General features: G+C 40.7%; 13 protein-coding genes. 5 read left to right on the top strand and 8 right to left on the bottom strand.

Annotation, left to right across the window (positions count from 1 at the left end; all coding sequences use genetic code 11):
- Nucleotides 1-18: 18 nt before the first annotated feature.
- Both POV26_RS15340 and POV26_RS01805 read left to right on the top strand, forming a co-directional pair.
- Nucleotides 19-126 (top strand): T9SS type A sorting domain-containing protein, encoded by a 108-nt coding sequence (locus POV26_RS15340; RefSeq protein WP_419180001.1) that lies wholly within the window; start codon nucleotides 19-21, stop codon nucleotides 124-126.
- A 128-nt stretch (nucleotides 127-254) separates the two neighbouring features.
- Nucleotides 255-605, top strand: coding sequence for a DoxX family protein (locus tag POV26_RS01805; protein WP_272854783.1), 351 nt, complete (start codon nucleotides 255-257; stop codon nucleotides 603-605).
- A 186-nt stretch (nucleotides 606-791) separates the two neighbouring features.
- Here POV26_RS01805 and POV26_RS01800 read toward each other — a convergent pair whose 3' ends face one another.
- Nucleotides 792-1568 (bottom strand): S1/P1 nuclease, encoded by a 777-nt coding sequence (locus tag POV26_RS01800; RefSeq protein WP_272854782.1) that lies wholly within the window; start codon nucleotides 1566-1568, stop codon nucleotides 792-794.
- A gap of 213 nt (nucleotides 1569-1781) precedes the next feature.
- Here POV26_RS01800 and POV26_RS01795 point away from each other — a divergent pair, with 213 nt between their 5' ends.
- From POV26_RS01795 to POV26_RS01785, 3 genes are all read left to right on the top strand, one after another.
- Nucleotides 1782-2711 (top strand): alpha/beta hydrolase family protein, encoded by a 930-nt coding sequence (locus POV26_RS01795; RefSeq protein WP_272854781.1) that lies wholly within the window; start codon nucleotides 1782-1784, stop codon nucleotides 2709-2711.
- Nucleotides 2712-2864: 153 nt separating this feature from the next.
- Nucleotides 2865-4202, top strand: coding sequence for a DUF819 family protein (locus tag POV26_RS01790; RefSeq protein WP_272854780.1), 1338 nt, complete (start codon nucleotides 2865-2867; stop codon nucleotides 4200-4202).
- 83 nt (nucleotides 4203-4285) lie between these two features.
- Nucleotides 4286-4999, top strand: coding sequence for a DUF4369 domain-containing protein (locus POV26_RS01785; protein WP_272854779.1), 714 nt, complete (start codon nucleotides 4286-4288; stop codon nucleotides 4997-4999).
- Here the strand turns inward: POV26_RS01785 and POV26_RS01780 are convergent.
- The 7 genes from POV26_RS01780 to POV26_RS01750 all read right to left on the bottom strand — a co-directional run bounded on the left by POV26_RS01780 (nucleotide 4994) and on the right by POV26_RS01750 (nucleotide 13801).
- A complete protein-coding gene (locus POV26_RS01780) occupies nucleotides 4994-5260 on the bottom strand; it encodes a hypothetical protein (protein WP_272854778.1) in 267 nt (88 codons plus the stop codon). The genes POV26_RS01785 and POV26_RS01780 overlap by 6 nt on opposite strands.
- A 70-nt stretch (nucleotides 5261-5330) precedes the next feature.
- Nucleotides 5331-6308 carry a type I phosphomannose isomerase catalytic subunit gene (locus tag POV26_RS01775; RefSeq protein ID WP_272854777.1) on the bottom strand — a complete coding sequence of 326 codons (978 nt, stop codon included), beginning with the start codon at nucleotides 6306-6308 and terminating at the stop codon, nucleotides 5331-5333.
- Nucleotides 6308-6718, bottom strand: a complete 411-nt coding sequence (locus POV26_RS01770; RefSeq protein ID WP_272854776.1) for a 6-pyruvoyl trahydropterin synthase family protein — start codon at nucleotides 6716-6718, stop codon at nucleotides 6308-6310. Before POV26_RS01770 ends, POV26_RS01775 begins: the two co-directional genes overlap by 1 nt.
- Nucleotides 6715-7233: an isopentenyl-diphosphate Delta-isomerase gene (gene idi / locus POV26_RS01765; RefSeq protein ID WP_272854775.1), complete on the bottom strand. Its 519-nt coding sequence runs from the start codon at nucleotides 7231-7233 to the stop codon at nucleotides 6715-6717. Before idi ends, POV26_RS01770 begins: the two co-directional genes overlap by 4 nt.
- 107 nt (nucleotides 7234-7340) lie before the next feature.
- Entirely contained in the window at nucleotides 7341-9281 is a 1941-nt protein-coding gene (locus tag POV26_RS01760) for an OmpA family protein (RefSeq protein ID WP_272854774.1), read from the bottom strand.
- A gap of 13 nt (nucleotides 9282-9294) precedes the next feature.
- The gene (locus tag POV26_RS01755; RefSeq protein WP_272854773.1) at nucleotides 9295-10245 is read right to left on the bottom strand and encodes a PorP/SprF family type IX secretion system membrane protein; all 951 of its coding nucleotides are present in this window, start codon (nucleotides 10243-10245) and stop codon (nucleotides 9295-9297) included.
- A 55-nt stretch (nucleotides 10246-10300) separates the two neighbouring features.
- Nucleotides 10301-13801 carry a DUF7507 domain-containing protein gene (locus tag POV26_RS01750; RefSeq protein ID WP_473087622.1) on the bottom strand — a complete coding sequence of 1167 codons (3501 nt, stop codon included), beginning with the start codon at nucleotides 13799-13801 and terminating at the stop codon, nucleotides 10301-10303.
- Nucleotides 13802-13866: the final 65 nt, after the last annotated feature.

Genomic DNA, 13866 nt, shown 5'->3' with positions numbered 1-13866 from the left:
CAGACAGACCTTCGCGCAATGCAGGGCGTGAAGACAGTAGATGTTTCATCGCTTGCTTCTGGAGTTTATATGGTACAGATTATTGGTGACAGCGCAAGCACTGTGAAACGCTTGATTAAAGAGTAATTTTTTCATAAATAGTTTAATTTAAAAAGAAAGCCTTCCTACTAAAAATAGGGAGGCTTTCACTTTTTTATAGCTTGAGGCTGCGTAATACTTTCAAAAAGAGTATTTTTAAAAACTAAAATACAACTATGTTACCTTGGCACCAATACCTGATGGGAGTGCTTTTCGTGCTCGCGGGAATGAACCATTTTCGAAAACCAAAACTGTATGAACGGATTATGCCCCCATACATTCCAGCCCATAATGCCATGGTTATGCTAAGCGGTATCGCAGAAATGATTTTGGGGTTTATGTTAATGAATAAAAACACCCAAAGTGAAGCTGCCTGGGGAATTATAATTATGCTCGTGGTTTTTCTACCCATCCATATTTATATGCTCCAGAGTGAAAAAGCCGCAATGAAACTACCAAAATGGGTACTCATACTCAGGCTTCCGTTACAGTTTGGATTGATGTATTGGGCGTTCCTTTATACTTAAAAGGACATATCATTTCGCTATAAGAGTAAGACTTGAGAATACTTCACTGCAAGACCAAAGACGAATTTTTCATACCCCGACCTAAAGGGAGGAAAAATTCTAAATAAAAAACACCACTAAGAAAATCGCGATTCTTTTATTCCCAATCAAAACTGCCTTTGATTAAGAAGATTTCTTAATAAACAACTATCCAAATATTTCATTTAAAAGTTTCGCCAATCGTATGCCTCCTTTTTGAAGTTGGAAGCGAAGGGTATCCATATATTCATACATATAATTGTAGCTTAGCTTTTCGCCAATTTCGGTGTGGGCGTAAATATCTTCGCAAAGCAAACGACTTTCATACATCCAATCTATAACTGTTCCTTTTTTTATGGCCTCTACTTGTTCCTTTGAAAGCACGTCGGTATTTATAGCCAATTCGGTATAGGACATTTCATAGAAATCCAGCATTTTATAATCCCACACGGCATGGAGGTTTGTGCCATCGCTGAACCAACGCACCTGAAAGTCGTTGCCGCCCTTGTCATCCGCCAGACCAATGTGCAACGGCTGGTGCAGGTCGCCCAGAAAATGGACCAGCATTTTTAGATGGAAAACCTTGTCTTCCCTCGAACTGTTAGGTTTTTTTAGAACGGTAATGCATTTTTCGATCCCTTGGATTATATCGCCTTTTTCACTCTTGGGATGGGTTTCATATTTTTCGCCAAACGGAAAATTAACGTAGTGCCAAGGGCCATAAGCATCATATTGGCGGTCGCTTTTAATATCATCGCCATAGTTTGCGACAAAGGCGAGGGAATGGCCATCGAGTAATCTTGAGATTTGCTTTTCTGCTTTTTTGCTTAAATATTTTCCGGCAATTTCACCCACCACCCTGTGGCCCGTCTTGCCCCAGTCTTCTGCGGCGTAAAGACCGATTGAAAAAAAGAAAACCAATAACACTACTACAAACTTTTTCATCTTTACAAAAATTTTATTTCATATAAATCCATATCTGGATTGGCAAAGATAGTCTCCCGAATTTCAAAATAGAACCAAAACTTTCTAATTTATTAAACAAATTACAATTTCATATTTATTATAGTACATTTATAAAAGGTTAAATAAAAAACAATATACTTGCGCTTTCTTTGTTAAAGCATGCACTGCAATCTGTAGTTTTAAACCAAATAGATGAAACACCTATTTTTAATTTTTCTTCTTTTCTTCGGAACAGTAGCCGCAGCGCAAAACGAAAAATATAATTCCGAAGACTTAAGCATCACTCCCTTGATTGATGGCACGCTATTGGTGCCCGAAGCAAGCGGAAAATTACCCTTGGCCATAATCATCGGCGGAAGCGGCCCTACCGACAGGAACGGCAACCAGCAAATGGTTGTAAACAATTCCTTAAAATTTCTGGCCGAAGGACTTTACGGGAATGGAATCGCCACTTTTAGATACGACAAAAGGATTGTGAAGCAAATGAAGCTGCGGTCCATAGATGAAAAAAACATCCGTTTTGACGATTTTATAGCTGATGCGGTTGCTGTTCTTGAATATTTCAAAAAGGACAAAAGATTTTCAAAAATTTATATTATTGGCCATAGCCAAGGATCATTGGTTGGTATGATGGCTGCACAAGATGGTGCAGATGGGTTTGTTTCCATAGCTGGAGCCGGCCAGGAAATAGACGATGTGATCGTGGATCAGCTCGCCAAACAGGCGCCCGGTTTAGCGGATAACGCGCGGACTTCCTTTGACGATCTTCGCGCCAACGGCGTGGCATATAATTACAGCCCGGGGCTGGCCTCTATTTTCAGAAAGGAAATCCAGCCTTTTATTTTCAGCTGGATGCAATATGACCCCAAAGTGGAGATAGCTAAACTGCATATTCCTGTTTTGATTATCAATGGCGACAGAGATATTCAAGTACAAGTTTCGGAAGCTGAATTGTTGAAAAATGCCAAGCCGGATGCCGAATACAAAATCATTCCAAAAATGAACCACATTTTTAAGGAAATTGAAGGGAACGATCTGGAAAATAGTAAATCGTATAACCTATACAATCTTCCGGTAATGCCAGAGCTGATTGAGGCGGTGAGTAGTTTTATTAAGAAGTAGCCTGAACGGGGTATAAAAAGTTGAAGAGTCTAAAAGTTTAGGTGTTTATTATTTCAGTGGAACTAAACATAAACCGAACTATTTAAAATTCTGAATTCTGATTTCCCAATTCTGAATTAAAAAATAATTGTATTTTGCAGCAAAACCATCAAGATGCAAGATACCGCTGCCGAAATTATAAGGGACACCACTCCCCTTTTTACCAACGACACCATCGTTTTTGGAATCTTAATGATAGCCTTGGGCTTCATTTTTTACACCTCTTCCCGCGAAACGGGTTTTTGGAAAAAATTCTACGGGGTCGTACCGGCGCTGTTCATGGCCTATTTTCTTCCGGCATTACTTACAACCGCAGGCGTTATTTCCCCTGAATGGACTTCCGTTTCAGAAGCAGGCGAAATTTCTGTAGATGGCACACGTTTATATTATATGTCCAGCAGGTATTTATTGCCTGCCGCACTGGTGCTGATGACTTTAAGCATTGACCTGAAGGGAGTCTTTAATCTAGGCCCAAAGGCATTGATTATGTTTTTGGCAGGAACTGTGGGAATTGTAATTGGCGGCCCCTTAGCTGTTTTGATAGTGGGAACCATTCATCCCGAAGCTGTGGGCGGCGAAGGAGCCGATGCTGTGTGGCGCGGACTTTCTACCCTCGCCGGAAGTTGGATTGGCGGTGGTGCCAACCAAACTGCGATGCTCGAAATTTACGGTTACAATCAAAAACTCTATGGTGGGATGGTATTTGTGGATATTGTAGTAGCCAATATTTGGATGGCTGTCATCCTCTTCGGAATTGGGAAATCTGCAAAAATCGACAAATGGCTGAAAGCAGATACTTCGGCCATAGAAAGTTTGAAGGACAAGGTTTCCGATTATGCCAAAAGCGTAGATAGAAACCCCACCTTGACCGATTTGATGATTCTTGCCGCTATCGCTTTTGGAACGGTGAGTTTTGCACATTTTGGAGCGGATTTATTGAGTGCTTTCTTTACGTCGGTAGTAGATGGTATCCCTAAGGGAATAACCCGCAACATATTTACATTTCTTGATTCCAGTTTCTTTTGGATGATAACCATAACCACTATTATAGGAGTGCTACTTTCCTTTACAAAACTAAGAGCTTATGAAGGTGCTGGCGCAAGTAAGTTCGGCAGTGTTTTTATTTATATTTTGGTGGCGAGTATTGGGATGAAAATGGACCTGACCTTGATTTTTGACAATATGTGGCTTATTGTAATTGGTTTGGTGTGGATGGCCGTACACGCAGGGTTAATGATCTTGGTCGCAAAAATGGTTCGCGCCCCATACTTTTTCTTAGCCGTGGGAAGCCAAGCGAATGTTGGTGGCGCGGCATCAGCGCCTATTGTGGCGTCGGCTTTTCACCCGTCATTGGCGACGGTTGGGGTTCTTTTGGCGGTGTTTGGCTATGCCATTGGTACCGTTGGTGCTATTTTATGTACGGTGCTGATGCAATTGGCTTCCACTTCGTAAATTTTCAAAAAAAATATTCATCTTTGCAAATTCGTAAACCGAAGCTATTTCAAACGTAAGTTTGACGATTAAATAAAGACCACATGCGCTATTTTCTTTCCATTGCAATTATATTTCTAAGCCTCATGGGCTGTTCCACAGATACGGAGATGATGCATCTTACGGGTTCTGTAAAAGGGCTGAAAAAAGGAACGCTTTTGCTTCAAAAATTTAAGGATACGGTTTTGGTAACCGTTGACTCGCTGGTAGTGGACGGAAACTCAAATTTTTCCTTTTCTGAAAAAATTGAAAGTCCGGAAATTTATTATCTCTATGTTCGGTTGAAAGATGGCACCCTTCGGGATGACCGTATTACTTTTTTTGCCGAGAATGGTGAACTGAACATTAAAACGAACCTGAAAAATTTTGGAAGCGCAGCCGTGGTAACAGGTTCTGAAAACGATAAAGCTTTTAAGGAATATCTAAAGCTGAAGAATCGGTATGTAATCAAAAACTTGGGCTTGCTTGAAGAAAGATTGAAACTGGGCAATGAAGTTGCCGATTCCTCACTGTTGAAAATTGAGCAGAAACAGCGGGCCCTGATTTCCAATAAATACTTGGCGACCATCAATTTTGCAATCAATCACAAAGATCGTGAAGTAGCGCCCTATTTAATGTTGAGCGAAGTTTATGATTCAAACATCAAATATCTGGATACCGTTTACAACGCACTTTCCCCAAAAATAAAAGACTCCAAATACGGTAAGGAATTGGAGTCTTTTATTGTAAATCGAAAAAAAACGGATACTATTTTATAGGGCGTTTATTTTATCGATAAGTTTTCTGCCGCGTTCTTCAAGTTCGGCCTTAACCGCGTTAAAATGCTTTTTCTTGTTGTCAACATTTTTTTGGTTCACTTTTGAAATTAGGTCATCAAAAGTAACGATTGCTTCGTCTATAATTCCTTCGGCCTTTTTGTTGTCTTTGTCTGCATTGGTCAGTTCCCAAATGTAAACAGCCTCAATAATATCGCCCAATACATAGTTAATGTCTTTTTTTAAATCTCTTACGTTTGCCATTTTATTTTTTATTATTTATTGCTATTATTTATTCTTGGTAATTTTTTAAATCGGGCAAAGGTACGAACATTTACGGAATGTACACTTCCAAAAAGCTTGCGGAATTTGTATCGAATTTTATTTCAGGCAATTGGGCCGGGATCAAAATGGTTTCGCCCTTTTTAATTTCTTCTGAAAAATCGTCAGTCTCAATCACCGCAGTGCCTTCCAAGCACATATAAACTGTAAAGGAAGGAATTTCCTCTAAATCGCGAACGTAGTTTTGGGAAAGGCTAAGTTTATTTACCGTAAAGAAGTCCGTGGTTCCTATGGGTACGGGTGTATTTTTTTCTTCCGAATAGCTCATCTTTGCTTTGGAGGGACCGAAATCTATTGCTTCCAAGGCCAAATCGGTATGCAGTTGGCGCATTTGCCCGTTGGTATCCGGCCGGTCCCAATCGTAAATTCTATAGGTAATATCAGAGGTTTGCTGAATTTCAGCCAATAAGACCCCCGCTCCAATTGCGTGCACCGTTCCTGGTTTCAAAACAAAAGCATCCCCTTTTTTTACGGGTTCGGAATTCAAAATTTCCGTGATCCTATTTTCAGAAAGTGTCTTCAAATACTTTTGCTCATCCATCTTTTCATTGAAACCAAGAATAAGCCTTGCGCCTTTTTCTACATCGAGAATGTACCACATTTCGGTTTTGCCAAAGGAATTATGTCTCTCTTTTGCCAAAGCATCACCGGGGTGAACTTGTACGGAAAGATCTTCGCGGGCATCAATAAACTTGAAGAGTAAGGGAAATTTGTTTCCAAAATCCTGATATACTTTTTCGCCAACCAATTTTTCTGTATAATTTTCCAGCAGCCAGTTAAGTGTTTTTCCCTTGAGCGCTCCGTTGCTTATTTCGGAAACATTTTCTTCAACACCGGAAATCTCCCAGCTTTCACCAATATTTTCTTTGGCTATTTTTTTAAATATCTTGTTCAACTTATTGCCACCCCACACCTTTTGTTTCAAGATGGGCTCAAACTTTAGCGGATATAAAGGTGAAATGGTAATCATCAGTGGCCGTTGTAAACAACAAAGTTACGGGGGGTTTCGTACAGTTTTATTGAAATGTCAAATTTGGAATCTATCCGGGCCCTTATTTTGTTCCAAATTACTACCGCAATGTTTTCTACTGTAGGGTTCAGGTCTTTAAATTCGGGAACTTCGAGGTTCAAATTTTTATGATCGAAGGCGTCCTCAATTTCCTCCGCTATAATTTGGCTTAAAATTTTAAGGTCCATCAAGAATCCTGTTTCGGGATCAATTTCGCCTGTAATGCCAACTTCCAATTCGTAATTGTGACCGTGATAATGGGGATTGCTGCATTTGCCAAAGACTTCAAGATTTTTGGCGTCGTCCCATTCCTTTTTAAAAAGACGATGTGCGGCATTAAAATGTGCTTTTCTGTAAACGGTAAGGCTCATACAAGTAGGTGTTGGTAAAATTTATCAAAAATAATTTTGAACCAGGCCGTGTAAATTTCGGGCTTGGCTTGTATGTCTTTTTTCACTTCTTGCAGGCCCATCCATTTCCAGGAGGCCACTTCATCTTTATTGATATTGGGAGTTCCTTCAAAATTTCCGACGAGAATATGGTCAAGTTCATGCTCCGTGAGCCCATTGTCAAAAGGGGCTTTATAGATGAAGGACGTGGTTTCCTTTAAATCTGTGGTGAAACCCATTTCTTCAAAAAGCCTTCTTTTTCCGGCTGCTATAGTAGATTCGCCATCGCGCTGGTGGCTGCAGCAGGTATTGGTCCAGAGCCCCGGGGAATGGTATTTGTGCAAGGCCCGTTGTTGCAGCATCAGTTCGTTTTTGTCATTAAAAACAAAGACCGAAAACGCTCTGTGAAGCACTCCTTTTTCGTGTGCTTCTTGTTTTGGCATCAGCCCTAATTGCTCGTCTTTTTCATTTACGAGGATAACTTGTTCTTCCATCATTTATAAACGCCTTTTGGCCCAAAAGTACGAAAAGAGAAAGTGTTTTAAAAGCTAAAAGCGTTCAATAGACTGTATTGAACGCTTTCGCATAACTTAATTTGGTTAATTCAATTTTTTATGATAAACATCGATCTTCTGTTGAGCTGATGCTCTTCAGCGGTACAAGGCACACCGTTTGAACATTGGTTCACAAGTTGTGACTCGCCATATCCTTTTGCCGTAAGTCTATTAGGGTCAATTCCTTTTGCAACTAACCATTTAAGGGTAGCTTGGGCGCGACGCTCAGAAAGAGCCATGTTGTAGCTATCATTACCACGGGAATCCGTATGTGATTCAATATGGATAATTAGCTCTGGGTATTCCCTCATTGCTGCAAGAATTTTAGCCAATTCAATTTCAGCATCGGGACGGATGTTTGATTTGTCGAAGTCAAAATAGATTGGTTGTAGGTTCAATTTGCAACCTAAATCGTTTGGTGGGCAGGGCCCAATTCTCTTCAACGGAAGTGGCACATCTATAGTTCCGGAAAGCATGGGGGTTTCAACCATTTTCTCATACGGATTGTATCCTTCCTTTACCCCTCTTAGGGTGTATTGTGTACCGCAATCGCCAATAAAACTATAGGTTCCATCATTTTTAGCGGTAGTTTGGCTAACCAATTGATTGTTTTCATCAAGCAAAGAAACGGTAGCTCCCGGTAAAGGATCTTTTGTTTCTTCGTCATATACTTTTCCGTTTATGGTTATTGAACATATTTCTTTTACCAAATAGATATCGTCATCAACACTGCCCCTATCGCCTCCTCTATTTGAGGAAACATACCCAATGCGGTCGTTTTCATTGATAATAAAACCGAAATCATCTTGGGCACTGTTTGCGGGGGCTCCCAGATTTGTAATTGCACCCGGGGTTCCATCTTTATCGAGTGGAGTTACGAAAATATCATACCCTCCATAGCCGGAGCGGCCATCACTGGAGAAATAAAGATTGTTTTTTTCACTGATAAAAGGAAATGATTCCCGGGCCTCAGTATTAATACTTGGGCCTAAGTTTACAGGGGGACCATAACTGTCATTGCCTAAAATATCTACATACCAAAGATCGGACATCCCCATAGTTCCGGGCATATCAGAAGAAAAATACAAACGTTTTTCGTCTTTGCTCAAAGCAGGGTGCGCTACTGAATATTCGTTGCTATTAAAAGGAAGCTCCACGACATTGCCCCAATTATATTCTCCTGTCTTGGTTGCTTTGTACAATGATAATCTTAAAGTTTTAAATTTTTTTGATTTGTCAAGCCCTTTTTTACCGTCGAGAAACGTATTTCTCGTAAAATAAACGGTGCCTCCATCTTTTGTGAAGGTAGCTGTAGATTCGTTATATTCGGTGTTTATATCGCCCCCCAACTTCATTGGGTTGCTCAATTCTCCATTTGCTGCCCTATCGGCGATAAAGAGGTCCAAATAAGGTTCTTGGGTCCATTCATTTATTTTAGACCCCGTAGTGTTTCCGGCTGAAGCATATACTACTTTATCTTTTCCGTAGAATGCTGGGCCGAAATCTGAGGTTGGGGAATTAATTCCAACCTTATCTATCAAAAAATCTCTTGTTTTAAAAACGGTACTTTTCAAATAATCAGGATCATTTTCATAGGATTTGATTACCAAACCGGTTCCGCCTTTTGCCACATAGTCCTTTAAAAGTGTATCAGATTCATCAAATTTTCCCAAACTCTTTAAGGATTGCGCGGCCCTGTAGTAATATTCAGGTTCCGTTTGGTCGGGGAATTGTTTTACAAGTTTATCGTACCATATTCCCGCGTTTGTATAATCGCCGTTAAAATAATATGTATCGCCCAATTTCTTGAAAATCTCGGCAGATTCATAGCCGTCGGCGACTACTTTCAGATAGATTTCACGAGCATCTATATATGCATATTTATCAAATTCTTTATTTGCTTTTTTGATATCCTTTTTCTGAGAAAAGGCACTACCGGCAGTTAAAACTACTAAGGCGAAAAGTATTAGGTTTCGTACTATTGTATTCATAGTCTTTATTTTTTTAGAAGAATCTAGGAGTTAGCACTCGTTCTGGTCTATTGAACAATTCAAAGCGGAGCATAACTTCATAGGAACCATCGCTATAGGCTTCAATATCTGTTGTTTGATAATCATACGCAAAACCAATGAATATTTGGTCCGTAGCTTGAAAGCCTACCAAACCACTCATAGCGGCGCTCCATCTGTAAGCAGCTCCAAGTGTGAATTTATCATAAAGCAAGAAATTGGCAGATACATCGGCCTGTAAAGGCGAACCACTTACCATCTTGAAAAGGGTTGCTGGCTTGAACTTTAAATTATCGCTCAGATCAAACACATAACCTGCGATCAAAAAGTAGTGCATACGCTCTGCGGCAGTTGTTTCAACAGAAGTGTTTGCTATACTGCTTTTATCAAAATGTTTAGTAGTAAGGAAGTTCGGAACGGAAAGACCCGCATAGAACTTTTCGGTGTTGTAGTAAATACCCGCTCCAATTTGAGGCTGAAGCTTGTTATCGATATTATTATTTTGAAAATACGGATCCTGTCCTGTTGGATATTCTGGCAAATTCAATTTATTGAAATCTACATCCAAAATATCAAGTCCTGCTTTAAGACCAAATGATAGTTTTGCAGATTCCGAAGTATTGATGCTATAGGAATAATCTATATTAAAATTGGTTTCAACAGCAGGCCCTATCCTATCATTGACAACCGATAGGCCTAAACCCATATTGTTACCAACTGGTGAGTTTACAGTGAAGGTGCCTGTGTTGGGCGCTCCGTCACCAAAATTTACCCATTGGGTTCTGTATAGCAGGCCAAAACTTAAGGCTTCACGATTTCCTGCATATGCAGGGTTTACCACCTGTGTATTGTACATATACTGAGTGTACTGTGGATCCTGCTGCGCTTTACTTGAAAACGTGCCAAGTAAAATCAAAATTAGTAGTGTTAGATAACTGTGTTTCATAGTTATGTATTTTAATCCTGGGAGGGAATTTCCTCCCAGGAATTTTTTTGATTTTCTATCTGTTAATATATAAATATCCGTTATAGCTGTCTTTACCAGGATTTTCACCGTGGAAAGTAAGAATGTAGAAGTATGTACCTGTTGGCAACTCTTCGTTTTTCTGAACTGTTACGCGTCCTTCAGAAATACCTCTAAAGGTGTTTTCACTGTCCTTATCACCTCGTCCATAGCCATCGGTTTCGTAAACAAGTACGCCCCATCTGTTGAATATCTTCACGTTATTGTTTGGCCAATTATGGATTCCCTTTATCCAGAAATAATCGTTATAACCATCTCCGTTTGGAGTAATACCGTTGAAGATTTCAAAAGTAGTATCCAAGACCTCTGGCAATACAACTACCGTTGGGTCATCTGGCTCACCATCACCGTTGTTATCGTTGTTGGTCAGATCAGTTGGATCATCTGAGTCATCGGTTACAATGGTACCTTCAATATCCTCAGCCGTAACGGTAGCTTGGTTTACCACTTCGCCGTTATCAATATCCTGTTGGGTTATAACATAGGTAGCGGTAAATGTTGTGCTATCTGTTTCGCCTGGTTCCAATTGTGCAATTGGGCCTCCAGATATTTCAATACCTGGTAATGGATCGGTAATCATTATGTTATACAGGGTAACATTTCCTGTATTTGTTACGGCGAATGCGTAGGATATCGTTTCCCCAACATCTGCTGCCCCATTGCCATCATTGTCATTAAACTCACCCGTTTTCTCTATGGAAATGGATGGGTTGTTCTCACAAAGAACGGTGGTGGTAGGATCATTTTCAAGATAACTGTTATCGTCCGATTGATCAGAAACCATATCGCCATTTGGTGCAGTACCATCAGCGGTAGCTTGGTTTATTACCAATCCAGTATCAACATCAGTCTGTGTAATAGTATATACCGCAGTGAAGGTTGTTACGTCTTCCTGACCAACAGCTAAGCTGATTGGTCCTCCAACAACAGCAACCATTGGATCGGTTACCGTTACATTGGTCAATGCAACGTTGCCTGTGTTTTTAACACTAAAGTTATATACAATTGTTTCACCAAGATCGGCACAACCGTTACCATTCTCATCAGCCGGTACCCCTACTTTTATTAAAGCAATAGCAGGGTTTTGGCAAAGTTGGGTAATGGTTGGATCATCTTCCAATTCACTATTATCATCAGATAGATCGCTTACTGTAGTTCCAGAAGCATCGGTACCTGAAACAGTTGCTTGGTTTTCAACAAATCCGGCATCAATATCGGCTTGCGTGATAGTGTATATTGCCGTAAAGGTTGTTCCGTCCGAAGCACCTGGCGCCAATGTTATTGGGCCTCCGTTTACAGTTACCAGCGGATCGGTAATTGTTATGTTTGATAACGAAACATTACCTAGATTGAATACCGTGAAGCTATAATCAATAGTTTCACCAACATCTGCACAACCGTTTCCGTTTGTATCATCAACAACTCCAGTTTTTATAAGAGCTATTTTTGGATTTTGGCATAGTTCAATTACCGTTGGATCATTCTCTAGTACGCTACTTTCATCAGAAAGGTCACTTACTACTGTAGCATCAGGCGCAGTACCTTCTGCAGTTGCTTGGTTTGTTACTTGTCCTGCATCTATATCACCTTGTGTTATAGTATAGGTTCCAGTATATATCCAAGTTTCAGTTACGTCAAGTTCGCCATCGCCGTCAGTATCGCCGGTTGGACCATTGATTGTAGCAATCATTGGGTCGGTTACAGATACATTGCTCAAGCTAACGTTTCCTTCATTGGTTACCGTGAAAGTATAGCTGATGGTTTCATCAATATCCGAACAACCGTTTTGGTTTTCGTCGTTGAAGATTCCTGTTTTCACGATTGCGATAACTGGATTCTGACACAATTCTATAACAGTTGGGTCATCTTCTATTACGCTACTTTCATCAGAAAGATCACTTACTACAGTTGCATCTGGTGCAGTACCTTCTGCAGTTGCTTGGTTTGTTACTTGTCCTGCATCTATATCACCTTGTGTTATAGTATAGGTTCCAGTATATGTCCAAGTTTCAGTTACGTCAAGTTCGCCATCGCCGTCAGTATCGCCAGTTGGACCATTGATTGTAGCAATCATTGGGTCGGTTACAGATATATTGCTCAAGCTAACGTTTCCTTCATTGGTTACCGTGAAAGTATAGCTGATGGTTTCATCAACATCTGAACAACCGTTTTGGTTTTCGTCGTTGAAAATTCCTGTTTTCACGATTGCGATAACTGGATTCTGACATAGCTCTATAACTGTTGGGTCATCTTCTAGAATACTGTTATCGTCAGAAAGATCTGTTACTAATTCGCCAGCTGGTGCAAGCGCTTTTACCGTAGCTTGATTTACAACTTCACCTGCATCAATATCATCTTGGGTGATTGCATACGTTCCAGTAAATATCCAGGTTTCGGTTACGTCAAGTTCACCATCGCCATCGGTATCACCGGTTGGACCGGTAATGGTAGCGATCAATGGATCCGTTATTTCAACAAAACTTAGACTTACATTTCCTTCATTGGTTACCGTAAATGTATAGGTAATAGTTTCATCAACATCAGAGCAGTTGTTTTGGTTCTCGTCATTGAAGATTCCTGTTTTAACAATTGCAATGGCTGGATCTTGACACAACACTGTAATAGTTGGATCATCTTCCGTTATACTGCTCTCATCTGATAGGTCACTCACCACTGCGGCATTAGGCGCAGTTCCTTCTGCCGTAGCCTGGTTCTTCACAAATCCAAGATCTATATCATTCTGTGTAATAGCATATATTCCTGTGTAAATCCAAGTTTCGGTAACATCAAGCTCACCATCGCCATCGGTATCACCGGTTGGACCGGTAATGGTAGCGATCAATGGATCGGTAACTATTACGTTGCTCAAGCTCACATTGCCTTGATTGGTTACTGTGAAGGTGTAAGTGATTGTTTCATCTACATCTGAACAGTTATTCTGATTCTCATCATTGAAAATGCCTGTTTTAACAATCGCAATGGCAGGGTTCTGACAAAGAGCAATTATTGTTGAATCGTCGGTTGTAGTAGTTGATCCTGAAAGATCGCTTACCGTACTTAGATCCGGTGCAGTTCCAGTTGCAGTAGCTTGGTTAATTACCTCGCCGGCATCTATATCATCCTGCGTAATCACATAAGTTCCTGTATAAATCCAAGCTTCGGTAACGTCAAGCTCTCCATCACCATCAGTGTCACCACTATCTGGTCCTGCAATCGGCCCGCCCAATAGTGGATCATCAACCAAAATATTACTCAANGTATCGATGCCCGCATCGGCGCACTGGTTGCCGTCAACGTCGTTGAAGATTCCAGTTTTTACGATTGCGATGTCCGCGTTCTGGCAAAGCTCGATTACCGTGGCATCGTCATTGCCGATCTCAGTCCCTGATAGATCTTCTACGTCATCTCCCACCGGCGGGGTTCCAACGGCCGTGGCCTGGTTGGTAACGCTGCCCGCATCTATATCGTCCTGTGTGATGCTATAGGAAGTGGCGGTATAGGTCCAGGTCTCCGTTACGTCAAGTTCGCCGTCGCCATCGGTAT

This window comes from Aequorivita todarodis, assembly GCF_028561335.1.
GTDB lineage: Bacteria > Bacteroidota > Bacteroidia > Flavobacteriales > Flavobacteriaceae > Aequorivita > Aequorivita todarodis.
Note: the sequence above shows the minus strand (reverse complement) of the source record. Positions and strands in the feature narration are given on the sequence as shown.